We start from the raw sequence: 24,073 nt of genomic DNA, 5'->3' as shown, positions 1-24,073 counted from the left end.
TCGAATTTGCGTTACACGATTTCTAAGCCACCTGTGCGGTGGGAAAGAAAAAGCTAAAACGCCTATTCAGTGGCTAGCTATTTCTAAGCCACCTGTGCGGTGGGAAAGTATAAGTATGATGCGGACAACTTATAAAATATTTTCTAAGCCACCTGTGCGGTGGGAAAGTTACAGCTATCACTAATTTATCTGATTTTATCTTTCTAAGCCACCTGTGCGGTGGGAAAGATTATTAAACAAAATCTCACAGGTCCTAAAGCATTTCTAAGCCACCTGTGCGGTGGGAAAGGATGTTTCCAATTTCCTAAATGCTGAATAGTTTTTCTAAGCCACCTGTGCGGTGGGAAAGATAAAATCATCAAGCCTTGATATATTAATAATTTTCTAAGCCACCTGTGCGGTGGGAAAGGCTGCTTTTGACGACGCGTGCAATGGTTCAGATTTCTAAGCCACCTGTGCGGTGGGAAAGCTGTTTATAAGTCTGTTGCTGTTCCTTGTAATTTTCTAAGCCACCTGTGCGGTGGGAAAGTAGACGTGTTGCACCTATTGCTATGGCTGCTGCTTTCTAAGCCACCTGTGCGGTGGGAAAGAATTTAACATAAGTTTTGAAGAAGAAATTGAATTTCTAAGCCACCTGTGCGGTGGGAAAGTACCAATTGCCAAAGTACGACCCTTATTATAATTTCTAAGCCACCTGTGCGGTGGGAAAGAAGCTGAAAATAGTAAAAATGAAGATTTAGAATTTCTAAGCCACCTGTGCGGTGGGAAAGTTAGCTTACGTGTTGCTTCTTTCATTTTTAAATTTCTAAGCCACCTGTGCGGTGGGAAAGCCCAAACGTGTCGATAGCCGTGGGGATCATAATTTCTAAGCCACCTGTGCGGTGGGAAAGTTTCGATAAAAACGGGTCTTCTGCATTGTAACTTTCTAAGCCACCTGTGCGGTGGGAAAGAGGAGTTATAGCTCAAAAAAAGTAGTTATACCAAGGGTTAGAGGGTAAAAACCCTATTTTTACCCTCCATTTTTAGCCCTGTTATAACTGTTTGATTTTATTGCAAGTTTTTAAGTAGTTCAAAAAAAGGGTTTTTATGCCCAATTTTTGGGTAATTCGTCATTACCAATTTATTGCTAACTATTCCAGTGTGGCACTGTCACTTTACCGTCCATCCCGTTTATGCCATACACATTAAAACTACCTATTATTTCCTCCTCACTAGGTTGCTGAAAGATTTTCAACGGATAGTGAGTTTTATTACTTTCACTATACATCCTAATGAAGGGTAGCTTTAATTCAGGCGTGCGTTTAGCGACTGTTGCCATTGCGTCATCAAATCCAATACTTAGCTTCTCAGCTAGAGATCGCGCTTGTACTTCGACAGATTTAAAGCGATAACGATGCACGCTGACATAACCCTCTATTTTATCAGGCACATCTTTAATCGGCTTGATATGCACATAATCGGTTAAGCGGTCTAACCATTTGTTCAAATCAAGCTTGATTAAATCCTCTTTATTGGGTGCAAAAACACGTAGTTTGGTACCGAGCTTAGACGATTTACCCTGTTTACTATCAAAATGATAATCAGGAAAGCTCACGCCAATCGATTCAATACCGTGTGTATTTTTTACATCTGCTAAGGCAATATGCAATTGGGTAAATAACTTGCTCCAAACAAAGTAGCTGGTTATTTCGGGGTCGGGTAGGATAGTCAGTTCTTGGTAGTAGGTTAGTTTTGTCATTCCTTACTCCTTACCACTTGCGCCAAACACACCACCACGAATAAGAATACCGATAACATAATGCTGTTGTTCTACCTCTGGCGCTTCCCCCTTTAATACCCAGCTATCAAACAGGCTATAGAAGTCCATTTTTTGTTTTGGTTGACGGAATGCCGTACCTAAAGTCGTGACAGCGCCATACGGTTCGATAGCAATAGGGAATTCGTTGTCCGAATAAGCGGGATACCAAGTGTCAATGGTGCGAATGGCGTTGCCAATCTTTTGTGAGTGCGTTCCTGCTTTACCGTTGACTTGATACAACTCTTTTGACTTAGTCTTACCTGTATCTAATACAAGTTCTTGAGAAGGGTATACTTCTTGACCATAGCCCATTTTTGCAAAGGCTTTAATATATAAGATGATAAATGTATCGCCATTTAGACCTTGCTCAATAAGTTCTGCAAGTTTATTAATGTCATCGTTTGAGTCATCGAAGTTTTTTAGCGATAGTGATTTAGCATTAAATTCAAAACTATGTTCGATGTCGTCTACCTCACAGCTTACCTTAACGGTAATGTTTTCAGCACCCACACGGTTACGCCATAACCAGCGAGCGTTTGCGATATTTGTAGCATAACGGCGAGCCAATTCACTGACACCTTGCGTATCAAGATAACTTTTGACGGTAGATTGTAATGCCTGTTGATAGTCTTGGTCGTTACATACGGAAGGCTTGCCCGTAAATGGCAATACTTTACAGCTCCAAGTCACTACAAGTGTGTCGCAGTCTTCATTTAAGGATGCAGAGTCTACTTTCTGTAGATTGGCCTTTTCAATTTCTGCATCTAGCTTAGTAGGATCATTAGCAATCGCGTTTTTTAGACGGTTGCTAATAGTGCCTCTTACCGATTTTTCTCTAATCACAACTGATTGTGGTTTGCTGTCTTTAGTTTGACTGTCAGTTTGCGAAAAGAAAGCATCTGAGGTATCAAGGTTACGCTCAAAGGCCAATACGCTTGCAGTTGTTAATTTACTCATGGTAGTTCTCCGTTTATGATAATTTAAAGTTAAGGGTTTATTTGGTTCTGTGATTATTTATTGGATGATTAAAAGTACAGGTCAAAAATTTAAAGGTCAGCGTCTTGGGTTACTAAGTACAAATTTTGATCAGCATCATAGTGATAACGCCAAAACGCATGAGCAATATCATACTCGCTATATGCACCGCCTAAACGCTGTGGATATACCCACTTACCAAGGCTATATATTGCTTCAACATATTGGCTAGGATATTCTGGGTTGCGCACATTTTGCATAACGCCAGCCTCATAAACCTCTGAGATCCCTTGATAGCCAATTGGCATAGGCACTAGCCAACCTCTATTAGTTTTATAAGAAGTGGTTCGCCACTTGGCCTCACCATTTTTTTTAATCTCAGGTATATGATGCAGAGTACAAACATCTATAAGCGCATCAAGTGCCGTTGCATCAGGGTTGTTGCTTTGAACCTCGTCGATAATCTCACTAAATTCCTTTTGAGCATCCATCAGTACAAAGGCAGGTAATAGATGTGGTACGAGGGTATCAATATCCTCATGGTCAATAAATTGAACGGGATTAAAGCGGTCAATACCATGCACACTACCGCCAGCCATACGCTGTTGCTGAATCCATTGCTTGCTTTGCTTGGTTAATAATTGAGTGGTCATCTCAGACAGTCGGCTGTCAGCTAATACCTCAACCACAAAGCTCATGACCAGTCGGCATTTACCCTCTTCAATAATCGATGCCGTTTTGCCGTCCTTTTTTATAGGATTGCGGGTTTGGTTGAAAGTGTAGTTGCTATAGGGTTTGTCACGGTAGGTATGCGGTGTGCATTCATAACAAGCGAGTAATACACCGCCTAAAGACACCTCAGTTAACCCCTCAAAGTTTGCCATTTTACGAGACATGGCATGAAAGCTTCCTAAAAATCCTGTAATGGCTGGAAAGCCATAGGTAATTGGACTAGATATGGCATTAGCGCCTTCAATGACCACCTTTTTAAACAATAAGTAGCCAATAGGCGATTTATTTTTGGGGCTATTGTCAATGCCCGTTGCTAGGCGAGAGGGTTGGGTTGGCATATCAAACGAAGGTACATTCATAAAAATACTCCTTTTCCTGCTCGCTCGTAGGCACTTTTCACAGCTTCAATCTCACGCTCCCACTCATTATGTTCGGGATCGGCAAAGTCTGTGCGTATATCATCAAATTTATCTTGCAATAAGGAGTTAATCCATCGTGCAAATCTATGAATGATCTCTTTCTCCCATTCATTATCAGGGTCTTCACGTTTTGCCTTCCATTCCTCTTGCTCTGGCAAATCTGCACGTTTAGGATCAAGCCAAAACGCTTCAACATCATCAAGGGCATAATCAATAGTCCAGCCTGCTACTAGTTCATTACGCATATAACTAGCATATTCAAACAAGCGATTTAAAGTTTCATCCATCGCTTTTTTACGGGCATCTCGAATGCTGACATTGTTTGGTATCGTATCGACTACTTTATACACGTCTTGCAATATAGGGTTAACCTTATTGGCAAGGGATGTGGAGAATATACTTTTGGCAAACTTAGAGGGTTTAAAGGTGTGGTCAGTGAAACTTATTTGAGGAGGTAGCGAAGGTAATAGATAGTTACGTCCGCCTTGTTTGCTCATTAATAAGCTAACGTTTTGCGGTTTTGTACCTCCCAATTGAACGGTCGCTAAATTATTTAAACTGACATAAGGCATTTGCTCGGCAGTTTTTTTGAAGCGGTTGTCTCTTGCTAATTTGTTTTCATCTGAAAATTTTAGATGATTAATACGTTGATATACCTCATAAGTAAGCACAGAGGGGTAGAGCGGAATGATATTGATATAATCGATGTCGTCAATACTGTCCGAACTATAAGCATTTAATGCCCATAAGGTTTGTTTGTTGCGCTCATGAGTGGCAGGTTCAGTAATGACATTTTGAAGCGCATTCTTGAATGCTAAGTGGTAGCTTTTAGCTGTATCCTCATTGTCATCAAGCGACCTAATAAAGTCATTATTGTCAGTCAAAATTAAGTCTCGAATTTTAGTATCGTTATCAACGTCAAAATCAAAGAAAGTGGCTAGGGGCAGGGCGGCTGCATTACCATTAGCATCAATATAACTGCTATTTATTGAATGCGTGCCGACAAGCGTTTTAGATAAGTAGGTAGAATGCGTAAAGCTAACATTATCACCTTTAGCATCAGGATGAACGCCTTTCGAAATATGCGTACCGAAATTAAGCTGTTTAGCCATACGGCTTGAGGCATCGTCTAGCCAAGACGCTTTACTATATTTTTCTTTAGCAACTGTTAAAGCTTCGTTAAGTTGGCTGATTTTTTTGCTGTCATTGTCTTCAATGGCTTTAGCTAATTGCTTTTGCTCTTTTTCGGTTTTTTTGTCGTATAAACTGTTTAAAAATACTTGAACGGCATTTTCTGCCAGTTCTGGGGGTATATTTTCCATAATTAATTCCATTAAATTACAAGATAATATAAATATATAAGTTATATAATATTTAATAACATATCTATTAAATCATATAGGATGGTAATATTCAACCATGTTATAAATTCTTTTAATTTAATAAAATTTAATAGGTTACAATGTATAAAATACCTATCATATAGATAGCTTAGAAAATGTTTTAAATCCTATTGATTTAAATTTTTCCACCGCATAGGTGGCTTAATAAATAGTGAGATGAAAGTAGCTTAAACTCAGTTTTAATAAGTTGTTTTAAGTAAAATTTTGGATATGCTTAACATGGAAGATGAGTTAGAAAAATTTAAAGTACTTTATGAGATAACTTTTCACGAATATAAAACTGAAATAAATCGTTCAAAAGCAATTGAGGATAAAGTTACGAAGTTATTTACTGTTTTAAATATCATTATTACTTTAATTTTAGCCTTAATAACTCGTCCTATCTTTTGGAATTATTTTTCAATAGCAAACCTATTTCTTCAATTAATATCTATTTTTGCCTTAATGTTTTTGTTTTATTTTTTAATTACTGCTTGGTTTAGATTGTTTATTCATCTTAAAAGTCGTAAAGTTTCGAAGTTAGAACTTGAACCAGATAATACGTTTGAAGATATAACCTATGATGATAGTAAAAATGTAAATTATCTATATTTTACGGCATATAAAACGTATCAAGAAGCGATTTGGGAGAATGCTAAAGAGTCAAATAGCAGTTACTCATCTTTAGAGGATGCTTGGGGCTCAATCAAATATGGATTTATATACTTCTGTATTTTTTTATTCTTCTTATTCTTAGTTTTCTTACATGGAGTATTATTATGAATACTAATAAATCAACTAATCCTAGATATGATGCTGTAATAAGTAATCAAAAATCTTCTGAATTAAAACCGAAGCAGTTGGTTTTAGTCTCAAAAAAGCCTCCTCGTGATACTAAACCTGCTGCTTTAAGAGTAGTTATGGAAAGTTATGACCCACGCTTAAATGATAGGTTAAACCAATATATACAAAAGAACAGTTAATGTTCTTTTATTTAATTTTTAAGATAAAGCACGGTTAACACCGTGCTTTTTAATTTAATGTCTGTTCGTTTAATAAACCCTACAACCGCATAAATCCAAAAAAGGGATGAAACGCCCATCCTCGGTTATTATTCAGCGTATTTCTATCCAGTGATACAGATGAATAAGTAATCGCTAGCGAGCGCAGGCTTTTATCAGGCTGTTTGTCATGTAACTGTTCTAACTCTTCCTCAAGACTTGTCATTAGCCAAGGTTTTATAGAAGGGTGCGTAAACTCAAAGTCACTAACCTGTACCTCTTTATTATGTGGACTGGCGTACTTTAATCCTTTATCAAATACATCCTCACTTAGATAAGCATCTATGCCCTCACTCGGAATACTTGTCTCCTCATTGTCATTTACCATTCTTGGAATTAGTAACCAATCGTCTTGCGCTGTACCCGCTCTAAATGGCGTGATTTGTTGCAAGTGAGTGTGCGCCCGATGCGAATTGGCTGTACCATCCCAGTAGGCATTGACATAGTTAAGCTCATGACTATTTAACAACGACTTCATAACTTGATGTTCAAGCTCACTTAGCGTTTCAACCTCTTTATTACTTAAATTAGCTTTGTCAGCTATTTTGGTCCTGTCATGAGATACGACGATACGAGGTCGAGCATCAACATGAGCAAGTTGCTCAGCCGTGATTAAATCTTCTAAGTTATAACCTTTAGGGCGAATATCAGTCGTCTCAAAACCTGGACGTGTGAATACCAATGATTTATCGTTGTAGCGTTTGAAATAGCGTAAGTTATATTGCATTAACAAAATATTGGGCGTGGTAGCGACTTTGTCAGGACGATGTCGCCATACTCGACCTGCCAATTGAATAATAGAACGCATGGAAGAAGGCTCAACAATTGCCCAATCGTAATCATGATCTCGCCCTACCTCTGCAACGGGCGTAGCAAGCACCATAAAAATATGGTTTATTGCAGGGTTTTGTGTAATAGCTTGTTTAATTTCAGGATGATCAAAAATAGTAACCGTTTCATCAGTACGGTCTAGGATACGGTCAAGCTTATTCTCTAAGCTATTACGCAGTAATAATAGTTGCTTGGCGTGATAACAAGTTACATGGATGACAGTATCGTCAAGAACTTGAACACCGTTTGATTGCGATTTATTTGCTAAAAGTAGCTGTTTAGCGACAGAAGTAATGTTATTTACATTAGCAATTCGAACCAATCCAATGCTAACTTTCTGGCTGGATTTATGATTTTGGATATCTGGGTTTATATTATGATGCTCTGAATGAAGTTTAATGGCACCATCTACTAAGGACTGGGCCAACTCACAATAAAACTTATCTTCTTTATCTCTGCTATAAGTTAAGTGTAAAGGCAAAATCTCAGCTTTACGCCGCACAGGTTGGCTCGCTAAGTAAGTGGCTCGTTTTTCACTAAAGGCACTATGACCCTTATAAAAACTTGTGATATCTGCACATTGCTGTGAAGTGATTGACTTTTCATTTTCATCAAACCAAGCACAGACGACTTGAGGGCTAGGTTTATTTTGACTGTGATTAAATAACTGTCGCCCTGTTAAGTAGGCTTCAAATAAACCTGTAACCATGTCTGGTGTCAAAGTGGCAGAAGATAATAAGACTCTTGTGCCCATCAGCCCTGCTAAGTGCATCAGTCGGCTTAGGGCTGGCAGGTCAGCTTTATCAAAGTCGTCTGGCTCATCTAGTATTAAGTCACTACTTAACAGTCTAAGTAGGGGCGCGATATGTTTACCGCCCCGTTTACACTCACTGGCCTGAATAATATGGTCAACGGTACAAGTGACGATGGGTGCAAATAGCAAGTCACGGGCTTTGGGACTGGCAATGACAGTACCAAGGTTTAAGTCATAATAATCTTGATAATCGATGTCGCTGTCGACTATTTCATCTAGCAACTCCTCACTAGACTCACTACCAAAGGTTTGAGAGTCATAACGAGTGTCAAGTTCAGCGTTTATAGCGGTAGCTTGTTTTGTTTCGCTATCATAGTTCATCTCAAATAGCTTTTTATGTGCTGAGCCACCCACTAAAATGGCAAGGTTGTCACCCTTAAGCTTTAAGTTTTTACGAAAGCTTAATCCTGTTTGTAGAGTCAATACCCTTAAGCCTAGCGCAATAGTAAAGCGAGCCCCCTTTTTCTGGTCAGCGAGGGCATACATAATTCGAGCATTACCGATAGTTTTACCTGCGCCAGTTGATGCCATATTTACCCCAAAAAATCCATGCTCTTTGGTGGTGTCGGCAAGCTCATACGCCATCTTAAAGGCGGTATTTTGCCATTTAAAACGCTTGTGACCTGTAGGTTTGGCGAGCGGATCGTGATTCTTTAAACGGGGCATTTCACTGGCAATAATAGGCATAATACGAGCAAAATGAGCGGTAAATGACCCAACGCCTAACAAGTGCTCTTCTAATGATTGCTTGACAGTAGGAGTGTTAGAAGTGCGGTCAGTATTGGCGGCAAGGTGTTTAAACGTGCTATTGATATTAAGACAACGCTTATCATCTGTTTTTAGACTAGAGTAGTTATGATCGCCTACCATTAAACATAGACGTGATAAATGTAATAAAATAGGGTTGCTAATAGATTGGTTGTTTTGATGCCGATACTCGGCTAATGCCATTAAAGTGGTGTCGTTAAGTGCTTTTTTAGACCAGCGTTTGATTGTCTTTTGCCAGACAGGGCTATGAATGACTAAGTTGTCGAATTGCCAAAAGTCCTCTAACTGCTTTTGGGTCATGCCACCTTCTTTTGGATCTTCAAAAGACTTAGGATTTTTTACCCAATAATTTATCGGTTTAAGTTGGTTATAAAACTTATTTAGATCGGTTTCAATATCTACTTTACGTTTTGCGTCTTTAAATCGTTCAATATTTTTTGGAGAATAATACACGCTATCAAGTGGAGGTAGTCGATGATGGGTAACGATCAACCAAGCTATCCATTGTGCTAATGGTGGCATCTTGCCGACTATAGTAGTATCAGGATTTATAGATAGTAATTGTTTTTCGATATCATGATTCTCAAACCATTCTGGTAAATTCATCAAGCGATTGAGCCAGTCGCTATCCGTTTCGCAATCTTGTACCATTAACTCGAATAATTTTAGCGATATCCATTCATGACGATAGGGGTCGCCAGATTTACTCCCTTTTATGAGTTTATTTTGAAAACCAATGGTAGATTTTCCGATGTCATGCAATAGTGCGGCAATGGTGGCAATTATTTGAATACTGCTAGCATACGTCCAATCGTTTTCCCATTCACTATGTAGGATGTTACGTTTGGTACTATTTACCGCTACAATCCCCACCTCATTAAATTTCCGCCGATTACCCACGATCCAAACCAGTTCCGTCTTTTTACGAGTACGTATTCGATGACAGCTCACGGCTGTAGACTTAGTAGCAGACGCTCTAAGTAATTGTTTAACCTTCGCTAAGCCATCTTCAGTAATAGCCGTTTGCCAGACATTATCGCCAATGCGATTGGCAAAGGCATCCAATATACGACGGGTACGCTTTAAAGCTTTTTTCTCACATTGAGAGACGAAGGTGACGAGCATGGCGTTGTCCTTGACTTAAATTGTGATATACGTGATATCTATGTATGAGCGATAAAAGGGGGAGCGGTTTAGCCCCGATTGTAGCGGATATCCTTGGTGCAACACTGTGGTGCGTGCGCTTGGCAAGTGGCGATATCGTGGTAGCAGGAACGACACATGCCATTAGCGCACGCCACAGTGTCAGCCAAGATAGTAGTGAAAGCGGGATTGGCTAATCATTCTAAGTCTATGTTTTAGAGTTAACATTAAACGCCTAGTCCCAATCCGTCTTTAAAGCCAACGCCTTTACCACCTCAAACATTTCATCAAGTGCCGCATATTGAGTAAAATAATTGAGGCATTCTTGGCGAAATTCCTGCTCACTTAAGTTCTCACTGGCACAGATAAACGCCAGCGGTAACACCAACGCATCTTTGACAATATCGGCAATATCAAACACCAATGCGCCACGTCGAGTCTTGCCATGCATGACCGCAAAGCCATGCGGAATACCGAGTACCCAAGCGGTGGTAGCGCCCAAGCCGTACGCCAAATAGTTGCCGTGATTTAGAAAGCCATTGGCTTTATCAATACCCTCATGATCGCGTGTGAAACCACTATATTCTGTATTTTGTGCTGCCAATTTATACAGCGCTTTTGTTAAGCGAGCCTCCAGTTGCAGTAGATGCATAGCACTATCTTGCAACATGATTTGCCGTTTATGCTCATCCAGCAAGTTTGCGATATGTGCGTTGTTACTGTCGAAGCCATGCTGTTTGAAGTCCTTGTCCCGTCGCCAAACGCTACGCAAAAACTCAATACGAGCGACTTGCATGATTTGAGCCGCTTGCAAGCGTTTGTCATCATCCCACCACCATTGCATCCAGCCTTGAATATATTCGGTAGGTCGATACTCGCTTTGAGGCGTCATCCATTCTATAAACACTTCACGATCATTGCCCATAAACAAAGGCGTGCCACCACCACCGCAAAAGCCTACCAACACACCCGCTTGGGATAGCAGACGCATGGCGGCATTAGTAATGGAGGTGCCTGTACCGAGTAGGAGAGAGGTGGTATTAGCAATAGGGATATTAAAGTAAAGGTTGGCTTTGTCTTCTTCAGTAAGGTATAGCACGCGGCCGTCCTTTTGCATGACCCGGCAATGCGATAGGTAATAGACATTGGCCCGTTTTGAGTGCAGGATGGTCTTTAAATCGGAGGATGCAAAGCTGTTATCAGTGTAAGCGTTAGTTTGTTTCATGTCATTCCTTACGATTAAAACCATATTGAATCTATGGTTTTAATCATAAGGAATGGGTAATGGATTAGCAATAGAGTAGCAAAGATAAGTGACAGAATATGTCGTAACAATTACTTGATAATATCGTTAACCGTTATTGTACTAAATCAGCTTTGATAACTTATGCTGGGTCGTTGTGTAGTGTAGGTCATACCTTAAGCTCTATAAGCTTAGTTAGAAGGAGTGTTAAGTTGGTTAGGGGTGTTAAAGTTGAACACATGATAGGCAATCATACCAATCGCCACGCCCCAAAATACTGAGCTGATGCCTAGAAACTGCATACCAGATGCCGTTGCTAAAAAGGTAATTAACGCTGAGTCTCTTTGAGCCTCATTCGCCATTGAAATAGACATATTACTGCCTATGGCGCCTAATAAAGCCAGCCCAGCTAATGCTGCCACTAGTTCTTCAGGCAGTAGACTAAATAAGGCGACAATGCTACCTGCAAATAAACCGCCTAAAATATAAAAAAGCCCATTAGAAATACCCGCTATATAACGTTTTTCTTTTAATTCGTGTGCATCTTTATTGGTACAAAGAGAGGCTGTTATAGCCGCGAGTACAATAGTAATCCCGCCAACAAAGGCGACAGCCAGAGACGCCAAGCTGGTCACAGAGATAATGGGTTTGGCAGGGGTTTGATAGCCGCTAAGATGTAGAATCGACATACCTGGAAGAAATTGCCCTGTTAAGCTGACGATAACCAGCGGAATGGCAAGATTAAAAACCGCATCCCAAGTCCAATGCGGAGTAATTAACGTGGGTACTGTCAAAGCGATATCGACATCTACTTGATTGACTGTGCCCAATACAAAGCTTAAGAGAATGCCGCATAGCAATACCCAAAGCATGGTATATCGGGGCGAGAAACGTTTTGCCAATAGATAACACAGTAGCATACTAAAAACGATAAACGGCATACTATCAGTAGCAGTGAATAACCCTATGCCAAATTGAAATAAAATGCCTGCCATCATACCCGCAGCAATGCCTTTGGGGATGAGTTGTAACAGCTTATCAAATGATCCAGTGATACCAACTAGAAAAATAATCATGGCAGCAAGGATGTATGCTGCAACGGCCTCGTTTAAACTCATGTTGGGAAACAAGGTAACCAATAATGCTGTACCGGGTGCAGACCAAGCAGTAATGATTGGGCTCTTATATTTTATTGAAAGAAAAATGCCAGAAACTGCCGCACCAATGGAGACCCCCCATATCCAAGAGGCCATCATTGCGTTTGATACCCCCGCTTGTTGCGCCGCTTGGAAAAAGATGATCAGTGGGCCTGAAAAAGAGATTAACACGGCTAAGAAACCAGCCACAGTTGCCGATACTGACCAATCCTTTTTTAGATTTAGCAGAAAACCTGCCATTTTGCCTCCCTGCAGGATTATAAATTCACACCTTCAGTGTTCAGCGTCAAACATCCTTGTTTGGTTGCTTAAGCTAGCCTGTTTATAGCATTAACTGATTAAATAATGGGTTCCATAATTTCTAACTGACTACAAAATCTCTGATAAGTCGGGTAAATTCTGCTTGAGCTTCGATATTAGCGATATGGGAAGCGGGTACGGTTGCCAACACTGCATTATCTCCAATATGATCTGCCAACCATGCTGCGTCTGCAATAGTGGTCACTGGATCAAACTCGCCACCAACGACTAAAGTTGGCACTGTGATCTGGTTGACCTTATCACGCACATCAGCGTCGGCAAGTGCCTCGCAGCAATTGGCATATCCATTTGCACTGCCTGCTTTCATCTGATTAACTAAGTTTTGCACGCTGTCAGGATGGCGATTGATAAAGTTTTCGCTAAACCAGCGTGACGGTGCTGACTCAGCCAAGGCATTTAACCCTTGCTCACGTACTTGATTAGCACGCGTGTCCCAAGCGTCTTTTTGACCGATTTTAGCGGCTGTATTACTAACGATAATGTTATTAAATCGATTACCGGCATGGATGCCGAGCCATTGACCCGTTAACCCGCCCATTGAGATGCCACAAAAGCTCGCTTTATCGACATTTAGATACTCTAAAATGGTAATCACATCTTGACCTAAGTCGGCAAGAGCCCAGCGTTGGTTGCTTTTATCGCCAGATGCACCATGCCCGCGAGTGTCGTAAGTTATGATATAAAAGTCTGATTGAAGGGCTTCGATTTGAGGTTGCCACATCTTAAGATTGGTACCCAATGAGTTCGAGAAGATTAAAGCAGGATGAGACTTATCGCCATGCGTTTCAACGTTTAGATTGATGTCGTCATGGCTGGTAACTTTGTGAGTGGTCATTTTGTGAGTGGTCATAATCATACCTTTAATGTTTAGATCGATATAAAAGGTGCTATTAACGCTAAAAACTAATAAATAGAAACCAATAAATAGAAGCTAATAAATAGAAACCAATAACAGCCGGTTAGGGCAGTAGACTGTGTCGGTATTATACGCGCTCAATAATCATGGCGATCCCCTGACCGACACCAATACACATGGTGCATAACGCATAGCGACCATTAGTACGAATAAGCTCATACATGGCCGTCGTGACAAGCCTTGCACCTGATGCGCCTAGCGGATGGCCCAATGCGATGGCACCGCCATTCGGGTTAACACGGGGGTCATCATCAGCCAACCCTAAGTCTCTCATCACGGCAAGGCCCTGCGATGCAAAGGCTTCATTGAGCTCTATGACGTCCATTTGATCAAGGGTTAAACCTGCCATCTGCAATACCTTTTTGCTGGCAGGGGCAGGCGCGAAACCCATGATTCGGGGTTCAACCCCTGCGGTTGCCATGGCGATAATTTTTGCTTTTGGGATTAATCCGTTGGCCTCAGCGGCGGCTTTAGAGGCAATCAGTAAGGCGCAGGCGCCATCATTGACGCCAGATGCATTACCGGCAGTTATAGTACCGTCTGCTTTAACAAAGGGTTTGAGTTTGGTTAAGGCTTCTAGGGTAGTGTTTGGGCGTGGGTGCTCATCTGTATCGACAACAATATCATCGCCTTTGCGCTGAGGGATGGTCACGGGTGTAATCTCAGTTTTCAAAACACCGGACTGTAGAGCGGCAGCCGCTTTTTGTTGGCTCAATAAGGCGAATTTATCTTGATCTTCACGGCTGACCTTAAAGTCTTCGGCCACATTCTCCGCCGTTTCAGGCATGCTATCAACTCCATACATCTCCTTCATTTTTGGATTGATAAAACGCCAGCCGATAGTGGTATCTTCAACTTTACTGTCTCGGCTAAATGCTTTGGTCGCTTTGGGCATGACAAAGGGTGAACGTGACATGCTCTCCACACCACCTGCTATTAGAAGCGCTTGCTCACCTGACTTAATTGCTCGAGCAGCGATACCGATACTATCCATCCCAGAACCACAAAGCCTATTGATTGTATTACCCGTTACTTCAACTGGCAGACCCGCTAACAACGCCGCCATACGAGCAACGTTTCTATTGTCTTCGCCTGCTTGGTTTGCACAGCCATAAACGACATCATCAACACGAGTCCAATCCACAGTAGGGTTACGGTCAATCAGTGCTTTAATAGGGATGGCGCCGAGATCATCCGCTCGAATGCTAGACAGACTGCCACCGTAACGACCAAAAGGCGTGCGGATAGCATCACAGATATAGGCTTCAATAGGCTGGGCATCGGCTTGGGTCATAAAACCTCCTTGTTTTTAAGATATCTAATTTATTTAATTTTTAAGTGATTTATTTAAACTGAGTGGTGCATCCGTCATGCTTTGCAGCTCATCAAAGGTTAGTCCTTCTATCATATCGATTACTTTAAGCCCGTCATTGGTTACTTCAATCGTGGCGTATTCGGTATAAATACGATCAATACAGCCTAAGCCTGTGACTGGGAATGTTAGGTTTTTAACAATTTTTGGGTGCCCTTTTTTGGTTTGATGGGTCATCATCACATAGACTTTTTTAGCGCCGACTGCCAAATCCATCGCACCGCCAACAGCGGGAATGGCCCCTTCTTTGCCTGTACTCCAGTTAGCAATGTCACCATTTTCTGCCACTTGGTAAGCCCCTAATACGCATAAATCGATATGACCACCTCGCATCATGGCAAAAGAGTCAGCGTGATGAAAAAAGCTGCCGCCACGTAATAGTGTGACGTACTGTTTACCAGCATTGATAAGATCTTCATCTTGTTCTAGCTCGGAGGGGGCAGGGCCCATGCCTAATAAACCATTTTCACTGTGCAAAAAATAGTCTTTATCTTCAGGTAAATAGTTGGCAATCTGGGTCGGTAGACCTATGCCTAAATTCACATACCAGCCCTCGGGTATATCACGAGCGACGGCCTGTGCCATCTCGGCTTGGCTTCGGGGAGTAAAGCTCATCTGGAAACTCCTTATATAAGGTTAAACGCTATATTTGAACGACATGCTGAACAAAGATACCGGGTGTAATAATGTGTTCGGGGTCTAAATCCCCAAGCATGACCGTTTCTTGCACTTGAGCAATAGTGATATCTGCCGCCATGGCCATGATTGGACCAAAGTTTCGGCCTGTCTTACGATAAACCAAATTACCCCAGCGGTCGCCTTTATACGCTTTAATCAGTGCGACATCAGCCTTTAACGGATATTCAAGTACATAGTGTTTACCATCAATTTCTCGGGTTTCTTTACCCTCAGCTAGGAGGGTTCCATAACCCGTCGGGGTGTAAATCGCACCTAAACCCGAGCCTGCTGCCTGTATTCGACAGGCTAGATTGCCTTGGGGAACTAATTCAAGTTTAATTTTTCCTGCTAAATATAGCTCATCAAAGACAAAGGAGTCATGTTGGCGAGGAAATGAACAAATCATTTTATCAACTTGTCCGGCCTTCAATAATGCGGCCAGCCCATGTGTACCATTACCGGCATTGTTACTGATTATGGTTAGGTTTTTAGCACCATGTTGAATGAGTGCGTCAATGAGCTCTGCGGGCTGACCAGCATTGCCAAAGCCGCCTATCATAACTGTGTCACCATCTTTTATGTGGCGGATGGCCTCATCGATGTTTAGCTCGGTTTTATTAATCATTATTAAGTCCTTTTGTATAGCACACCCCTGTATTGGGTTATGCGCCCATGCCTTTATCCCCACCACCTACGGGAAGTATAGTGCCTGTAATATAACTCGCTTGATCGGATGCTAAAAATAAAATAGCATTCACTTGTTCATCAATTGTGCCATAGCGTTTCATTAAAGTAGAGTCAATAGTTTGATCAACGATTTGTTGATACCAAACTTTTTCATCTTCTGTCAAAGGGTTAGGGTTACGAGGTATTTTTCTTGGTGGCGCTTCTGTCCCCCCTGTTGCTATAGCATTGACCCGAATATTATCTCCAGCGTGCTCTAATGCTAGGCTTATAGTCATGGCATTTACCGCACCTTTTGCCGCAGAATACGGAATCCGATTAATACCTCGGGTGGCAATGGATGAGATATTAACGATAGACCCACTGCCTTGAGCGATCATTTGAGGTAATACCGCTCGGCATCCCCACAGTGTTGGGTATAAAGAGCGATTAATCTCTTTTACAATTTCATCCTCTTGATAATGCTGAAAAGGCTTAGCCCATATTGTTCCACCCACGTTATGGATGGCCACATTGACTTGACCAAAGTGTTCAACGGCTGCGTCAATCACACTTTTTGCCCCATTAAAGGTTTCTAAGTCAGCGGTTACCACAATAACATCTGTACCTTGAGATTTAATGTCATCAGCTACTTCATGAATGAGCTCGCTACGGTCTGCTAAAACCAACTTACCGCCTTCTGTTGCTATGGCACGGGCTACACCTTCTCCAATTCCTTGAGCTGCGCCTGTAACAATGCAAACCTTATCATTAAAACGCATATTTTCCATGTCGTTACCTACCTTATCGCTACCTACTTTGTCATTACCTAACTTGATATCCAAGCTACCTTTATCTTAACAGTCTTTAGTCTATTAGCCTGTATCGTAATAGTTTTTGTCCCAGTTACTTTTATTGTTTATCTCGGTTACTGTTATCTAGCCTTAAGTTGTGCCTGTTACTGTTCGCTGGGTGTGAACTTCTCATAATAAAAGTTGGCAGGTTCGATACCTTGGGTGTCCAGCCACCCACTGACAGCATTTACCATTGGCATAGGACCACATAGGTAGATATCCACATTACCTGAGTTGAGCCATTGATCTTCAATATGGGAGGTCACATAACCTTTGCGTTCATGATTACTTAAGTCGCTAGCGACACAAGTGCGATAGTCAAACCAGCTGTGATTAGCTTTTACCTCATCTAACTTTTGAAGCGCTACTAAGTCTTCGTCATTTGTCACACCATAAATGAGATTAATAGGGTAGTGAGCACCGGTTACTTCTAGGCTTTTTAACATAGATAAAAACGGTGCAATGCCAGTACCGCCTGCTAAAAATAAAGCGGGACGGGTTATGGGTCGTAAATAAAAGCTACCATAAGGCCCAACAAAGCTCATATCCTGACCAACTTGCGCAGCTTTAGATAAAAACGTGCTCATTTTGCCATTTGGGATGTTTCTAACAACAAACTCAGCCTGATCGCTATTGGGTGCTGAGCTAAAAGAATAGGATCTGGTCTCGTTCGTTCCTGGTAAGGATACATCACGTATTGTCCCGGAAGAAAGGTCATATCTTCTGGGTTATCTAGTTTGATTGAGAAGTGAATTGTGGTATCAGATAACTTATTAACCGAGCTTAAACTCCCCTTTAAGCTGCCTTGATCAACCTTACAAGCTTGTGATGAGGTAGGGACTTTAATGACGCAATCAGACTCTGGAATCATTTGGCACGTCAAAACATAGCCTTGATCTGCCTCCTCTGAAGTCAAGGCTTCATCGATATACATATCTGGATGCATATCATATTTACCTGACTCACAGTAACAGTGGCAAGTGCCGCACGCCCCATCAAGACAATCCACAGGGATATTAAATTTTTGGCGATAGGCAGCTTCTGCTACGGTTTCATCATCTGCACATTTAATGAACCCGGTCACACCATCTTCAAACTGCAAAGCAATACTATATTCCATGAGCTGGTCCTCATTTTTAAACTTGAATGGTATGTCGTCAGTTAAATCCTAAATGTGGTAGACATCAATGATTTGATGGACATAATCGTCTTTAAGCACTACATACTTATCCAAAATCTTAGGACTCTCCCTAGTCATATCAATTTTGTATTTTGAAAACCCCCAATAAGTGTTCGTTTGATTATAACGAAATGACTTATTTAACCAGTTAAATCTGACCGATACGATACCTTGATTGTCGTCAAGCACTTCAATATTAGAAAGAGTATGTAAGGTACGCGTATCTGGGATTGTGGCAGAAGAGCGTTCTGTTTCAATACGGAACACACGATCTTCTAGACCACTGCGATCTGGATAATAAATGAGTGAAATTTCGCGATTGGGGTCACTTATCAACTCGCCATCATCATCCCAACTGGGCATCCAAAATGGACAGCTTTCATCGTAGCAATCTAACCACTCTTCCCAGTTTTTCTCATCCAGTAGACGGGCTTCTCTATATAAAAATTGGCGTATCTTTTCAATCTGTAACACACTGTCAATATTTACAATTCCGTTATTTATGGTGTCCATCGTCGTATAGTCCTTCATAATCTTGCTGTTGTACTTAAGCGAACGTCGCACTATTATGTTTAGCTATGCAGCTATGCAGCTATGCAGCTATGCAGCTATGCAGCTATGCAGCTAGATATCGTATCGGCATAGCGTTTATGTGTCGGCTAAGCGCTAAGAGTTTAATTCACGCTCTTTGAGAAGCGCCTTCTTCATAACCTCTTGCCAATAACCGTGTTGAATGGTATATAACCCTTCATCTTCGGTTTTAACACCACTTAATATTGGTTTAAGATTAATGGTTTCGGCAGCGGCGTCAGCACCCGTTATCCAGTGTTCAGAACCTCTACACATATCATTCCATTCGAGTTTAATGGCGTTATAACCTTCTTGGCATGAGCGGAACTCCTCTAAGTCATCTGGTGTTGCCATACCACTCACATTAAAGAAATCTTCATATTGGCGAATCCTTCTTGCACGTGATTCATCACTTTCGCCTTTAGGAGCAATACACCAGATAGTGACCTCTGTTTTATCGACAGCCAGCGGTCTTAACATACGGATTTGTGAGCTAAACTGATCCATTAAGTAGACGTTAGGGTATAAGCATAAGTTTCTTGAACGGCCAATCATCCAATCTGCCATTGCTTCGCCATATTTAGCAATATAGTCATCACGATATACATAATTTGGGCGATCCTGCGGGTTTTCCCACTGGGTCCATAAAAGCAGATGCCCATTTTCAAATGAGTAGAATCCGCCTCCCTGACGCCCCCACTTACCAGCGTTCATCGCTTTGATCTTATCTTCTTTAACGGCTTCTTGTTCCTTACGGCGCGCAGTCGTGGCTGCATAATTCCAGTGCACGGCAGACACATGATAACCATCTGCGCCATTCTCCGCTTGCAGCTTCCAGTTGCCATCGAAGGTGTAAGTTGATGTACCTCTTAATACTTCTAGACCTTCATCTGATTGAGTAACAATCATATCTATAATTTTTGCAGATTCGCCTAGCCACTGTTCAATAGGCTGAACATCATCATTTAAGCTGGCAAATAAAAACCCTTTATAATTAGCAAGTTTGACCTGCTTTAAGTCATGTGACCCCTCTTTATTGAAGCACTCTGGGTAACCTGCATCACGTGGGTCTTTTACTTTGAGTAGTTTTCCTGAATTATTAAAGGTCCAACCGTGGAATGGACATGTATAGGTCGCCTTATTGCCCTTTTTATGGCGGCATAACTGAGCACCACGGTGTGAGCAGGCATTAATCATACAATGCAACTCGCCTTCTTTATTGCGGGCAACAATGACTGGTTGTCGACCAATATATGAAGTATAGTAATCATTATTATTTGGAATCTGGCTTTCGTGAGCAAGATATACCCAATTACCCTCAAAGATATATTTCATTTCAAGCTCAAAAAGCGCTTCATTAGTAAAGGCACTACGGTGCAAGCGATATATGCCTCTATCATGATCTTCAACTAAAAAATCATCAATTTTAATCTCTGATCCTTCAGGAACAATATCTATACGCTGTTGCATAATCTACTTCCTTTGTAATGTTTGGCTGAAATTTTAGACAAATGCTTTTGAACTAAGTTTGATATATAACTTAGTTTGATATTAGGTAATCAATTTAATAGGTTGTACGTGAGAAATTATCTATTATCTGTTGACTCTGTCGTCTGGAATATCTTGAATAAGCCTAATAGATCTCAAGCAGGGCTATTAGGCTTTAGTTATCAGACAACATTTATAGATACAAATATAAATATAGATACGAAAGGTTAAGCTTGTGCGCGTCGACGCTTAACCTCAGCACCTTGTACCGGTACGTCGATATCTTTAACCAAATGGAAGTCAAAATCGATGCTGGCGTAGGGCTTATCTAAGCCTTTTTCTTTTAGTTTTTCAGCATCGTCAATCATCTTGATTTCTGGCACTAAGCCTTCACGGCTCGCAAAAGCAAAGTCATCCCATAGATACTCATCACCATCAATGTTAATTTGGGTGGTTAGTTTGCGATGACCGTCTGCTGTGGCAAAGAAATGAACGTGAGCAGGACGATGGCCATGACGACCTAAGGCATCTAAAAGCTTTTTGGTCATGCCTTCTTCTGGTACGGAGTATCCGAGTGGTACGATGCTACGGAAACCATAATTGCCGTTTTCATCAGTAATAATAGTGCGACGAAGGTTAAAGTCAGACTGCGACTCATCAAAGAAAGAGTAGTTGCCTAGGCTGTTGGCATGCCATACTTCAACCTTAGCATTTGGAAGAGGTTTTCCATTTTCGCCATAAACCGTGCCTTGCATGAATAATACAGTGCCATTCTCAAGATCTGTCCCGTCATCAAGGCGCGCAAATCCTTTTTCTTCAGGAGCGCCCGCTACATACAAAGGCCCTTCAATAGTGCGAATCGTACCCCCTTCTGGGTCTAGACCTGCCTCTTTCATGTCTTCTTCAATCAATAAGTCCATAAAATGGTCTAAGCCTAAACCTGGCGACAACAAACCCGCCTCTTTACCTAGGTCCGCAAAGTATTCCACACCCGCCCAATACTCATCGGCAGTAATTTTTAGATCATTAATGGCCTGCATGAGGTCGGTTAATAAACGTAGTGTAATCTCTTGAACACGCGGATTCACTTGTTCTGGATAATCAATTTTCCCTTTAACGAACTTTTCTGCTAGCGCTTCAATTTGCTGGCGTTCCATGTCTTTCTCCTTGTGGTAACCACTTTAGTTAAATCGTATTGAGAATGAGTACTCAATACTTCGCTTGTAAGTTAACTTTAAACGTTACAGCTGGGTGGCATACAGCCCTTTTTCCACACCAATTCTGTTAGTTATTTCAATGTTATCGGTAAGCTGAAATCAATGGATGATTAAAAACTTAAAATTACTCTTTTAATAATTTAACAATAGGTAAAATTACTTCCTATCTTTAGCTATCATCGTCACGAATTGAAGAGGGATGGCGTAACAGGGGTGTTACCTCTACCTTCATGAACGGGTATAAAGGCAGTGACATCATAATTTCATGCAACTCTTCATTACTATCAACATCAAAGATACTAAAATTAGAATATTCACCAGCCAAACGCCAGATATGTCTCCACTTTCCTTGTTGTTGTAGCTTTTGTGACAGTGCCTTTTCTTCAGCTTTAAGCTGTGCCACTTTCTCTGCATCCATTGTTGTTGGTATTAAAACGTCCATACGTACGTGATATAACATATCGATCTCCTTTTAGTGGTCATTTACAGTTCAATATCAGCGTTTGTTTAGTTTAAAGGCCTATAGTTTTGGTTGCCATTATGGGCCAGCTTCAAAGGTTGGCCTGTTGTGCCAATCTGTAAACTTTTTCCTTATCGACATCAATACCAAGCCCCGGGGTGTTAGGGATGTTTAAACCACATTCCTTATAATCCAGTGGCGTTTTGAGAATGCTATCGGTTAATAAAAGTGGTCCAAACAGTTCGGTATCAAAGGCAAGAGAAGGAAATGTTGAAAAAGCGTGAGCAGAAGCAATAGTGCCAATAGGCCCTTCTAGCATCGTACCACCATATAAATCTATACCCGACATCGTGGCTATTTGACCAATTAAACAGGCATTTTTAAGGCCACTATTGGTTTTGATACTATGCGGGCTTTCTTCAGCATAACTAAGTCCGCCGATAGTTGTGGCTTCTCCCCAACCTTCAAAACCATCATTGGTTTGGATATGTACCAACACTAAGACTTGTTCATTCATGACCGTACACGATAATTTATGAGCGCGTATAGTGGGTACAGCACAAGTAAGGTGTTTATAGATTGAATGTTCACTTTGGCATCCTTGCAACTGAATAAGTATCATATTAGATGCGATACTAGGTGTGATAAAAGTCCTTTTATTGATACCTACTATAGATATTCCTAGTATGGTTGTCTAAGACTTATTTTAGTAACATAATATACCTTTTAGGTATAATGCAGCGATCTAAAAATCTAATATTTACTGTTTAGTCCACTTTTAAGATAAAGGATAGCCGTATGGAGCTACGACACTTACGTTATTTTGTTGCTGTGGCTGAATGTAAAAGCTTTAATGCAGCCGCTAAGAGGTTATTTATCTCACAGCCACCATTGAGTCGCCAGATTAAACAGTTAGAAGAGGAAATGGGCATTGAGCTGATTAATCGTAGTCAAAGACCTTTGCAATTAACAGAAGCTGGGGAGTTTGTTTATGAACATGCGGTACAAATATTGGCTAAAGCAGACAATTTGAAAAGTATGACGGCACGCATGGCTAATTTTGATAAGACCATCTCTATTGGTTTTGTCTCTTCCATACTCTCAGGTTTTTTGCCAAAGGTTATTGGATCTTTTAGAGCACACTACCCAAATGTGCAAGTAAAGTTGCATGAGCTGAATTCATTTGAGCAAACTGAGGCATTAAAAGAAGGGGTAATCGATGTGGGTTATGGACGACTTAGATTAGAAGATACCTCGGTTAGACGAATTTTATTGCGAAAAGAAAAAATAGTAGCGGCTGTACCCTCAAGCCATCATTTAGCAAATAACCCTAAACGAAAATTAGCGTTATCAGAGCTGGTTAACGAACCACTTCTTTTATATCCCCGTAAACCAAGACCCAGTTTTATGGATCAAGTTTTAGAGTTATTTGAGCAAAGACAATTTACCCCTAAGTTTTATAAAGAAGTTCGGGAGCTACAAATCGTATTGGGTCTGGTTGCTGCAGGCGAGGGCGTGGCTCTTGTACCTGAGACAGTTAATCATGTGCGTAGTACTGAGATACAGTACATGTCTTTTGTCGATGAACAGATTACATCCCCGGTTATGATGAATGTACGCCACTTTGATAAATCAGAATTGCTGACAACCCTACTTGATGTGACTTATGAGAACTATGACAAATATGGTTTTATCTATCAAAGGCAGTATATCTAGTAAAGTACAAGTAGGACATCTCAATCGAACCCTGTCTTTTTTAAGTGCCTGTTTAAGCATATGCATTTGACATATTGGTTATTCTCTATTTAGTACAGTAGTAATATTCAATAATATAGGTAGCATTCCTTAAGTATTCTAATTTCAAAAATCTTGTTATTTCTAAAATGGAAAAATAGCTGACACCTCTGATATAGATTTGTTTATAACCGCTCATTCAATGGACTGCTTAAAAAAGCTGATATCCTCACTTCATGTCCCATTTGTAAATATTCTATTTAGTTCACACCATTACAAAAATATTTCATATATCTG

Annotated in this window: 20 protein-coding genes, 3 pseudogenes and 1 CRISPR repeat array (1 of these 24 cut by a window edge); of the genes and pseudogenes, 4 read left to right on the top strand and 19 right to left on the bottom strand. The window is 40.9% G+C overall.

What is annotated here, in order from left to right; translation table 11 throughout:
* A CRISPR array of direct repeats spans window positions 1–950; the repeat unit is 28 nt; unit sequence TTTCTAAGCCACCTGTGCGGTGGGAAAG; it reaches 1,063 nt to the left of the window's first position.
* A gap of 176 nt (window positions 951–1,126) precedes the next feature.
* The 4 genes from cas6f to csy1 form a co-directional block, all read right to left on the bottom strand.
* Window positions 1,127–1,738: a type I-F CRISPR-associated endoribonuclease Cas6/Csy4 gene (cas6f, locus tag AC2SLN_RS07470; protein ID WP_486550393.1), complete on the bottom strand. Its 612-nt coding sequence runs from the start codon at window positions 1,736–1,738 to the stop codon at window positions 1,127–1,129.
* A gap of 3 nt (window positions 1,739–1,741) precedes the next feature.
* Window positions 1,742–2,755, bottom strand: coding sequence for a type I-F CRISPR-associated protein Csy3 (gene csy3 / locus AC2SLN_RS07465; protein WP_486550391.1), 1,014 nt, complete (start codon window positions 2,753–2,755; stop codon window positions 1,742–1,744).
* An 89-nt stretch (window positions 2,756–2,844) separates the two neighbouring features.
* Window positions 2,845–3,864, bottom strand: coding sequence for a type I-F CRISPR-associated protein Csy2 (gene csy2, locus AC2SLN_RS07460; RefSeq protein ID WP_486550389.1), 1,020 nt, complete (start codon window positions 3,862–3,864; stop codon window positions 2,845–2,847).
* Window positions 3,861–5,246, bottom strand: coding sequence for a type I-F CRISPR-associated protein Csy1 (gene csy1 / locus AC2SLN_RS07455; RefSeq protein WP_486550388.1), 1,386 nt, complete (start codon window positions 5,244–5,246; stop codon window positions 3,861–3,863). The genes csy2 and csy1 overlap by 4 nt, the downstream gene beginning before the upstream one ends.
* A 300-nt stretch (window positions 5,247–5,546) precedes the next feature.
* Here csy1 and AC2SLN_RS07450 point away from each other — a divergent pair, with 300 nt between their 5' ends.
* Window positions 5,547–6,089, top strand: a complete 543-nt coding sequence (locus AC2SLN_RS07450; protein ID WP_486550387.1) for a hypothetical protein — start codon at window positions 5,547–5,549, stop codon at window positions 6,087–6,089.
* Window positions 6,086–6,289 carry a hypothetical protein gene (locus AC2SLN_RS07445; RefSeq protein ID WP_486529657.1) on the top strand — a complete coding sequence of 68 codons (204 nt, stop codon included), beginning with the start codon at window positions 6,086–6,088 and terminating at the stop codon, window positions 6,287–6,289. Before AC2SLN_RS07450 ends, AC2SLN_RS07445 begins: the two co-directional genes overlap by 4 nt.
* Before the next feature lie 79 nt (window positions 6,290–6,368).
* Here AC2SLN_RS07445 and cas3f read toward each other — a convergent pair whose 3' ends face one another.
* Complete coding sequence (gene cas3f, locus AC2SLN_RS07440) at window positions 6,369–9,905, bottom strand: type I-F CRISPR-associated helicase Cas3f (RefSeq protein ID WP_486550385.1); 3,537 nt, start codon at window positions 9,903–9,905, stop codon at window positions 6,369–6,371.
* A 44-nt stretch (window positions 9,906–9,949) separates the two neighbouring features.
* On the opposite strand from cas3f, the gene AC2SLN_RS07435 reads away from it, so the two are divergent.
* The gene (locus AC2SLN_RS07435) at window positions 9,950–10,120 is read left to right on the top strand and encodes a hypothetical protein (protein WP_486550384.1); all 171 of its coding nucleotides are present in this window, start codon (window positions 9,950–9,952) and stop codon (window positions 10,118–10,120) included.
* A 38-nt stretch (window positions 10,121–10,158) separates the two neighbouring features.
* Here AC2SLN_RS07435 and cas1f read toward each other — a convergent pair whose 3' ends face one another.
* The 14 genes and pseudogenes from cas1f to AC2SLN_RS07365 all read right to left on the bottom strand — a co-directional run.
* Complete coding sequence (cas1f, locus tag AC2SLN_RS07430; RefSeq protein WP_486550382.1) at window positions 10,159–11,148, bottom strand: type I-F CRISPR-associated endonuclease Cas1f; 990 nt, start codon at window positions 11,146–11,148, stop codon at window positions 10,159–10,161.
* A 209-nt stretch (window positions 11,149–11,357) separates the two neighbouring features.
* On the bottom strand, window positions 11,358–12,563 hold the full coding sequence (benE, locus tag AC2SLN_RS07425; protein ID WP_486550380.1) for a benzoate/H(+) symporter BenE: 1,206 nt from the start codon (window positions 12,561–12,563) through the stop codon (window positions 11,358–11,360).
* Window positions 12,564–12,684: 121 nt separating this feature from the next.
* Window positions 12,685–13,494, bottom strand: a complete 810-nt coding sequence (gene pcaD, locus AC2SLN_RS07420; RefSeq protein WP_486550378.1) for a 3-oxoadipate enol-lactonase — start codon at window positions 13,492–13,494, stop codon at window positions 12,685–12,687.
* Between the two features lie 133 nt (window positions 13,495–13,627).
* The gene (gene pcaF / locus AC2SLN_RS07415; RefSeq protein WP_486550376.1) at window positions 13,628–14,854 is read right to left on the bottom strand and encodes a 3-oxoadipyl-CoA thiolase; all 1,227 of its coding nucleotides are present in this window, start codon (window positions 14,852–14,854) and stop codon (window positions 13,628–13,630) included.
* 33 nt (window positions 14,855–14,887) lie between these two features.
* The gene (locus AC2SLN_RS07410; protein ID WP_486550375.1) at window positions 14,888–15,547 is read right to left on the bottom strand and encodes a 3-oxoacid CoA-transferase subunit B; all 660 of its coding nucleotides are present in this window, start codon (window positions 15,545–15,547) and stop codon (window positions 14,888–14,890) included.
* A 28-nt stretch (window positions 15,548–15,575) separates the two neighbouring features.
* On the bottom strand, window positions 15,576–16,235 hold the full coding sequence (locus AC2SLN_RS07405) for a 3-oxoacid CoA-transferase subunit A (protein WP_486550374.1): 660 nt from the start codon (window positions 16,233–16,235) through the stop codon (window positions 15,576–15,578).
* Between the two features lie 37 nt (window positions 16,236–16,272).
* Complete coding sequence (locus AC2SLN_RS07400) at window positions 16,273–17,064, bottom strand: 1,6-dihydroxycyclohexa-2,4-diene-1-carboxylate dehydrogenase (protein ID WP_486550436.1); 792 nt, start codon at window positions 17,062–17,064, stop codon at window positions 16,273–16,275.
* Window positions 17,065–17,231: 167 nt separating this feature from the next.
* A pseudogene (gene benC / locus AC2SLN_RS07395) lies at window positions 17,232–18,247 on the bottom strand (benzoate 1,2-dioxygenase electron transfer component BenC).
* 48 nt (window positions 18,248–18,295) lie between these two features.
* Complete coding sequence (gene benB / locus AC2SLN_RS07390; RefSeq protein WP_486529666.1) at window positions 18,296–18,820, bottom strand: benzoate 1,2-dioxygenase small subunit; 525 nt, start codon at window positions 18,818–18,820, stop codon at window positions 18,296–18,298.
* 153 nt (window positions 18,821–18,973) lie between these two features.
* Window positions 18,974–20,347 carry a benzoate 1,2-dioxygenase large subunit gene (gene benA / locus AC2SLN_RS07385; protein ID WP_486550372.1) on the bottom strand — a complete coding sequence of 458 codons (1,374 nt, stop codon included), beginning with the start codon at window positions 20,345–20,347 and terminating at the stop codon, window positions 18,974–18,976.
* Window positions 20,348–20,592: 245 nt separating this feature from the next.
* Window positions 20,593–21,522, bottom strand: a complete 930-nt coding sequence (gene catA / locus AC2SLN_RS07380; RefSeq protein WP_486550370.1) for a catechol 1,2-dioxygenase — start codon at window positions 21,520–21,522, stop codon at window positions 20,593–20,595.
* A gap of 229 nt (window positions 21,523–21,751) precedes the next feature.
* Window positions 21,752–22,042, bottom strand: a complete 291-nt coding sequence (catC, locus tag AC2SLN_RS07375) for a muconolactone Delta-isomerase (RefSeq protein ID WP_486529669.1) — start codon at window positions 22,040–22,042, stop codon at window positions 21,752–21,754.
* 91 nt (window positions 22,043–22,133) lie between these two features.
* A pseudogene (locus AC2SLN_RS07370) lies at window positions 22,134–22,445 on the bottom strand (enolase C-terminal domain-like protein); the annotation flags it as partial.
* Window positions 22,446–22,499: 54 nt separating this feature from the next.
* A pseudogene (locus tag AC2SLN_RS07365) lies at window positions 22,500–22,559 on the bottom strand (hypothetical protein); the annotation flags it as partial.
* A 281-nt stretch (window positions 22,560–22,840) separates the two neighbouring features.
* Here AC2SLN_RS07365 and AC2SLN_RS07360 point away from each other — a divergent pair.
* Entirely contained in the window at window positions 22,841–23,758 is a 918-nt protein-coding gene (locus tag AC2SLN_RS07360; protein WP_486550368.1) for a LysR family transcriptional regulator, read from the top strand.
* The last annotated feature ends 315 nt before the right edge of the window (window positions 23,759–24,073 follow it).

It is taken from the genome of Psychrobacter sp. CX90 (assembly GCF_057396305.2).
The sequence above is the reverse complement of the archived record's forward strand: the minus strand, read 5'-3'. Positions and strand labels throughout refer to the sequence as shown.

Coding starts and splice junctions, on each gene's coding strand:
- cas6f (WP_486550393.1), bottom strand. CDS start 1,738: ATGACAAAACTAACCTACTACCAAGAACTGACTATCCTACCCGACCCC.
- csy3 (WP_486550391.1), bottom strand. CDS start 2,755: ATGAGTAAATTAACAACTGCAAGCGTATTGGCCTTTGAGCGTAACCTT.
- csy2 (WP_486550389.1), bottom strand. CDS start 3,864: ATGAATGTACCTTCGTTTGATATGCCAACCCAACCCTCTCGCCTAGCA.
- csy1 (WP_486550388.1), bottom strand. CDS start 5,246: ATGGAAAATATACCCCCAGAACTGGCAGAAAATGCCGTTCAAGTATTT.
- AC2SLN_RS07450 (WP_486550387.1), top strand. CDS start 5,547: ATGGAAGATGAGTTAGAAAAATTTAAAGTACTTTATGAGATAACTTTT.
- AC2SLN_RS07445 (WP_486529657.1), top strand. CDS start 6,086: ATGAATACTAATAAATCAACTAATCCTAGATATGATGCTGTAATAAGT.
- cas3f (WP_486550385.1), bottom strand. CDS start 9,905: ATGCTCGTCACCTTCGTCTCTCAATGTGAGAAAAAAGCTTTAAAGCGT.
- AC2SLN_RS07435 (WP_486550384.1), top strand. CDS start 9,950: ATGAGCGATAAAAGGGGGAGCGGTTTAGCCCCGATTGTAGCGGATATC.
- cas1f (WP_486550382.1), bottom strand. CDS start 11,148: ATGAAACAAACTAACGCTTACACTGATAACAGCTTTGCATCCTCCGAT.
- benE (WP_486550380.1), bottom strand. CDS start 12,563: ATGGCAGGTTTTCTGCTAAATCTAAAAAAGGATTGGTCAGTATCGGCA.
- pcaD (WP_486550378.1), bottom strand. CDS start 13,494: ATGACCACTCACAAAATGACCACTCACAAAGTTACCAGCCATGACGAC.
- pcaF (WP_486550376.1), bottom strand. CDS start 14,854: ATGACCCAAGCCGATGCCCAGCCTATTGAAGCCTATATCTGTGATGCT.
- AC2SLN_RS07410 (WP_486550375.1), bottom strand. CDS start 15,547: ATGAGCTTTACTCCCCGAAGCCAAGCCGAGATGGCACAGGCCGTCGCT.
- AC2SLN_RS07405 (WP_486550374.1), bottom strand. CDS start 16,235: ATGATTAATAAAACCGAGCTAAACATCGATGAGGCCATCCGCCACATA.
- AC2SLN_RS07400 (WP_486550436.1), bottom strand. CDS start 17,064: ATGGAAAATATGCGTTTTAATGATAAGGTTTGCATTGTTACAGGCGCA.
- benB (WP_486529666.1), bottom strand. CDS start 18,820: ATGGACACCATAAATAACGGAATTGTAAATATTGACAGTGTGTTACAG.
- benA (WP_486550372.1), bottom strand. CDS start 20,347: ATGCAACAGCGTATAGATATTGTTCCTGAAGGATCAGAGATTAAAATT.
- catA (WP_486550370.1), bottom strand. CDS start 21,522: ATGGAACGCCAGCAAATTGAAGCGCTAGCAGAAAAGTTCGTTAAAGGG.
- catC (WP_486529669.1), bottom strand. CDS start 22,042: ATGTTATATCACGTACGTATGGACGTTTTAATACCAACAACAATGGAT.
- AC2SLN_RS07360 (WP_486550368.1), top strand. CDS start 22,841: ATGGAGCTACGACACTTACGTTATTTTGTTGCTGTGGCTGAATGTAAA.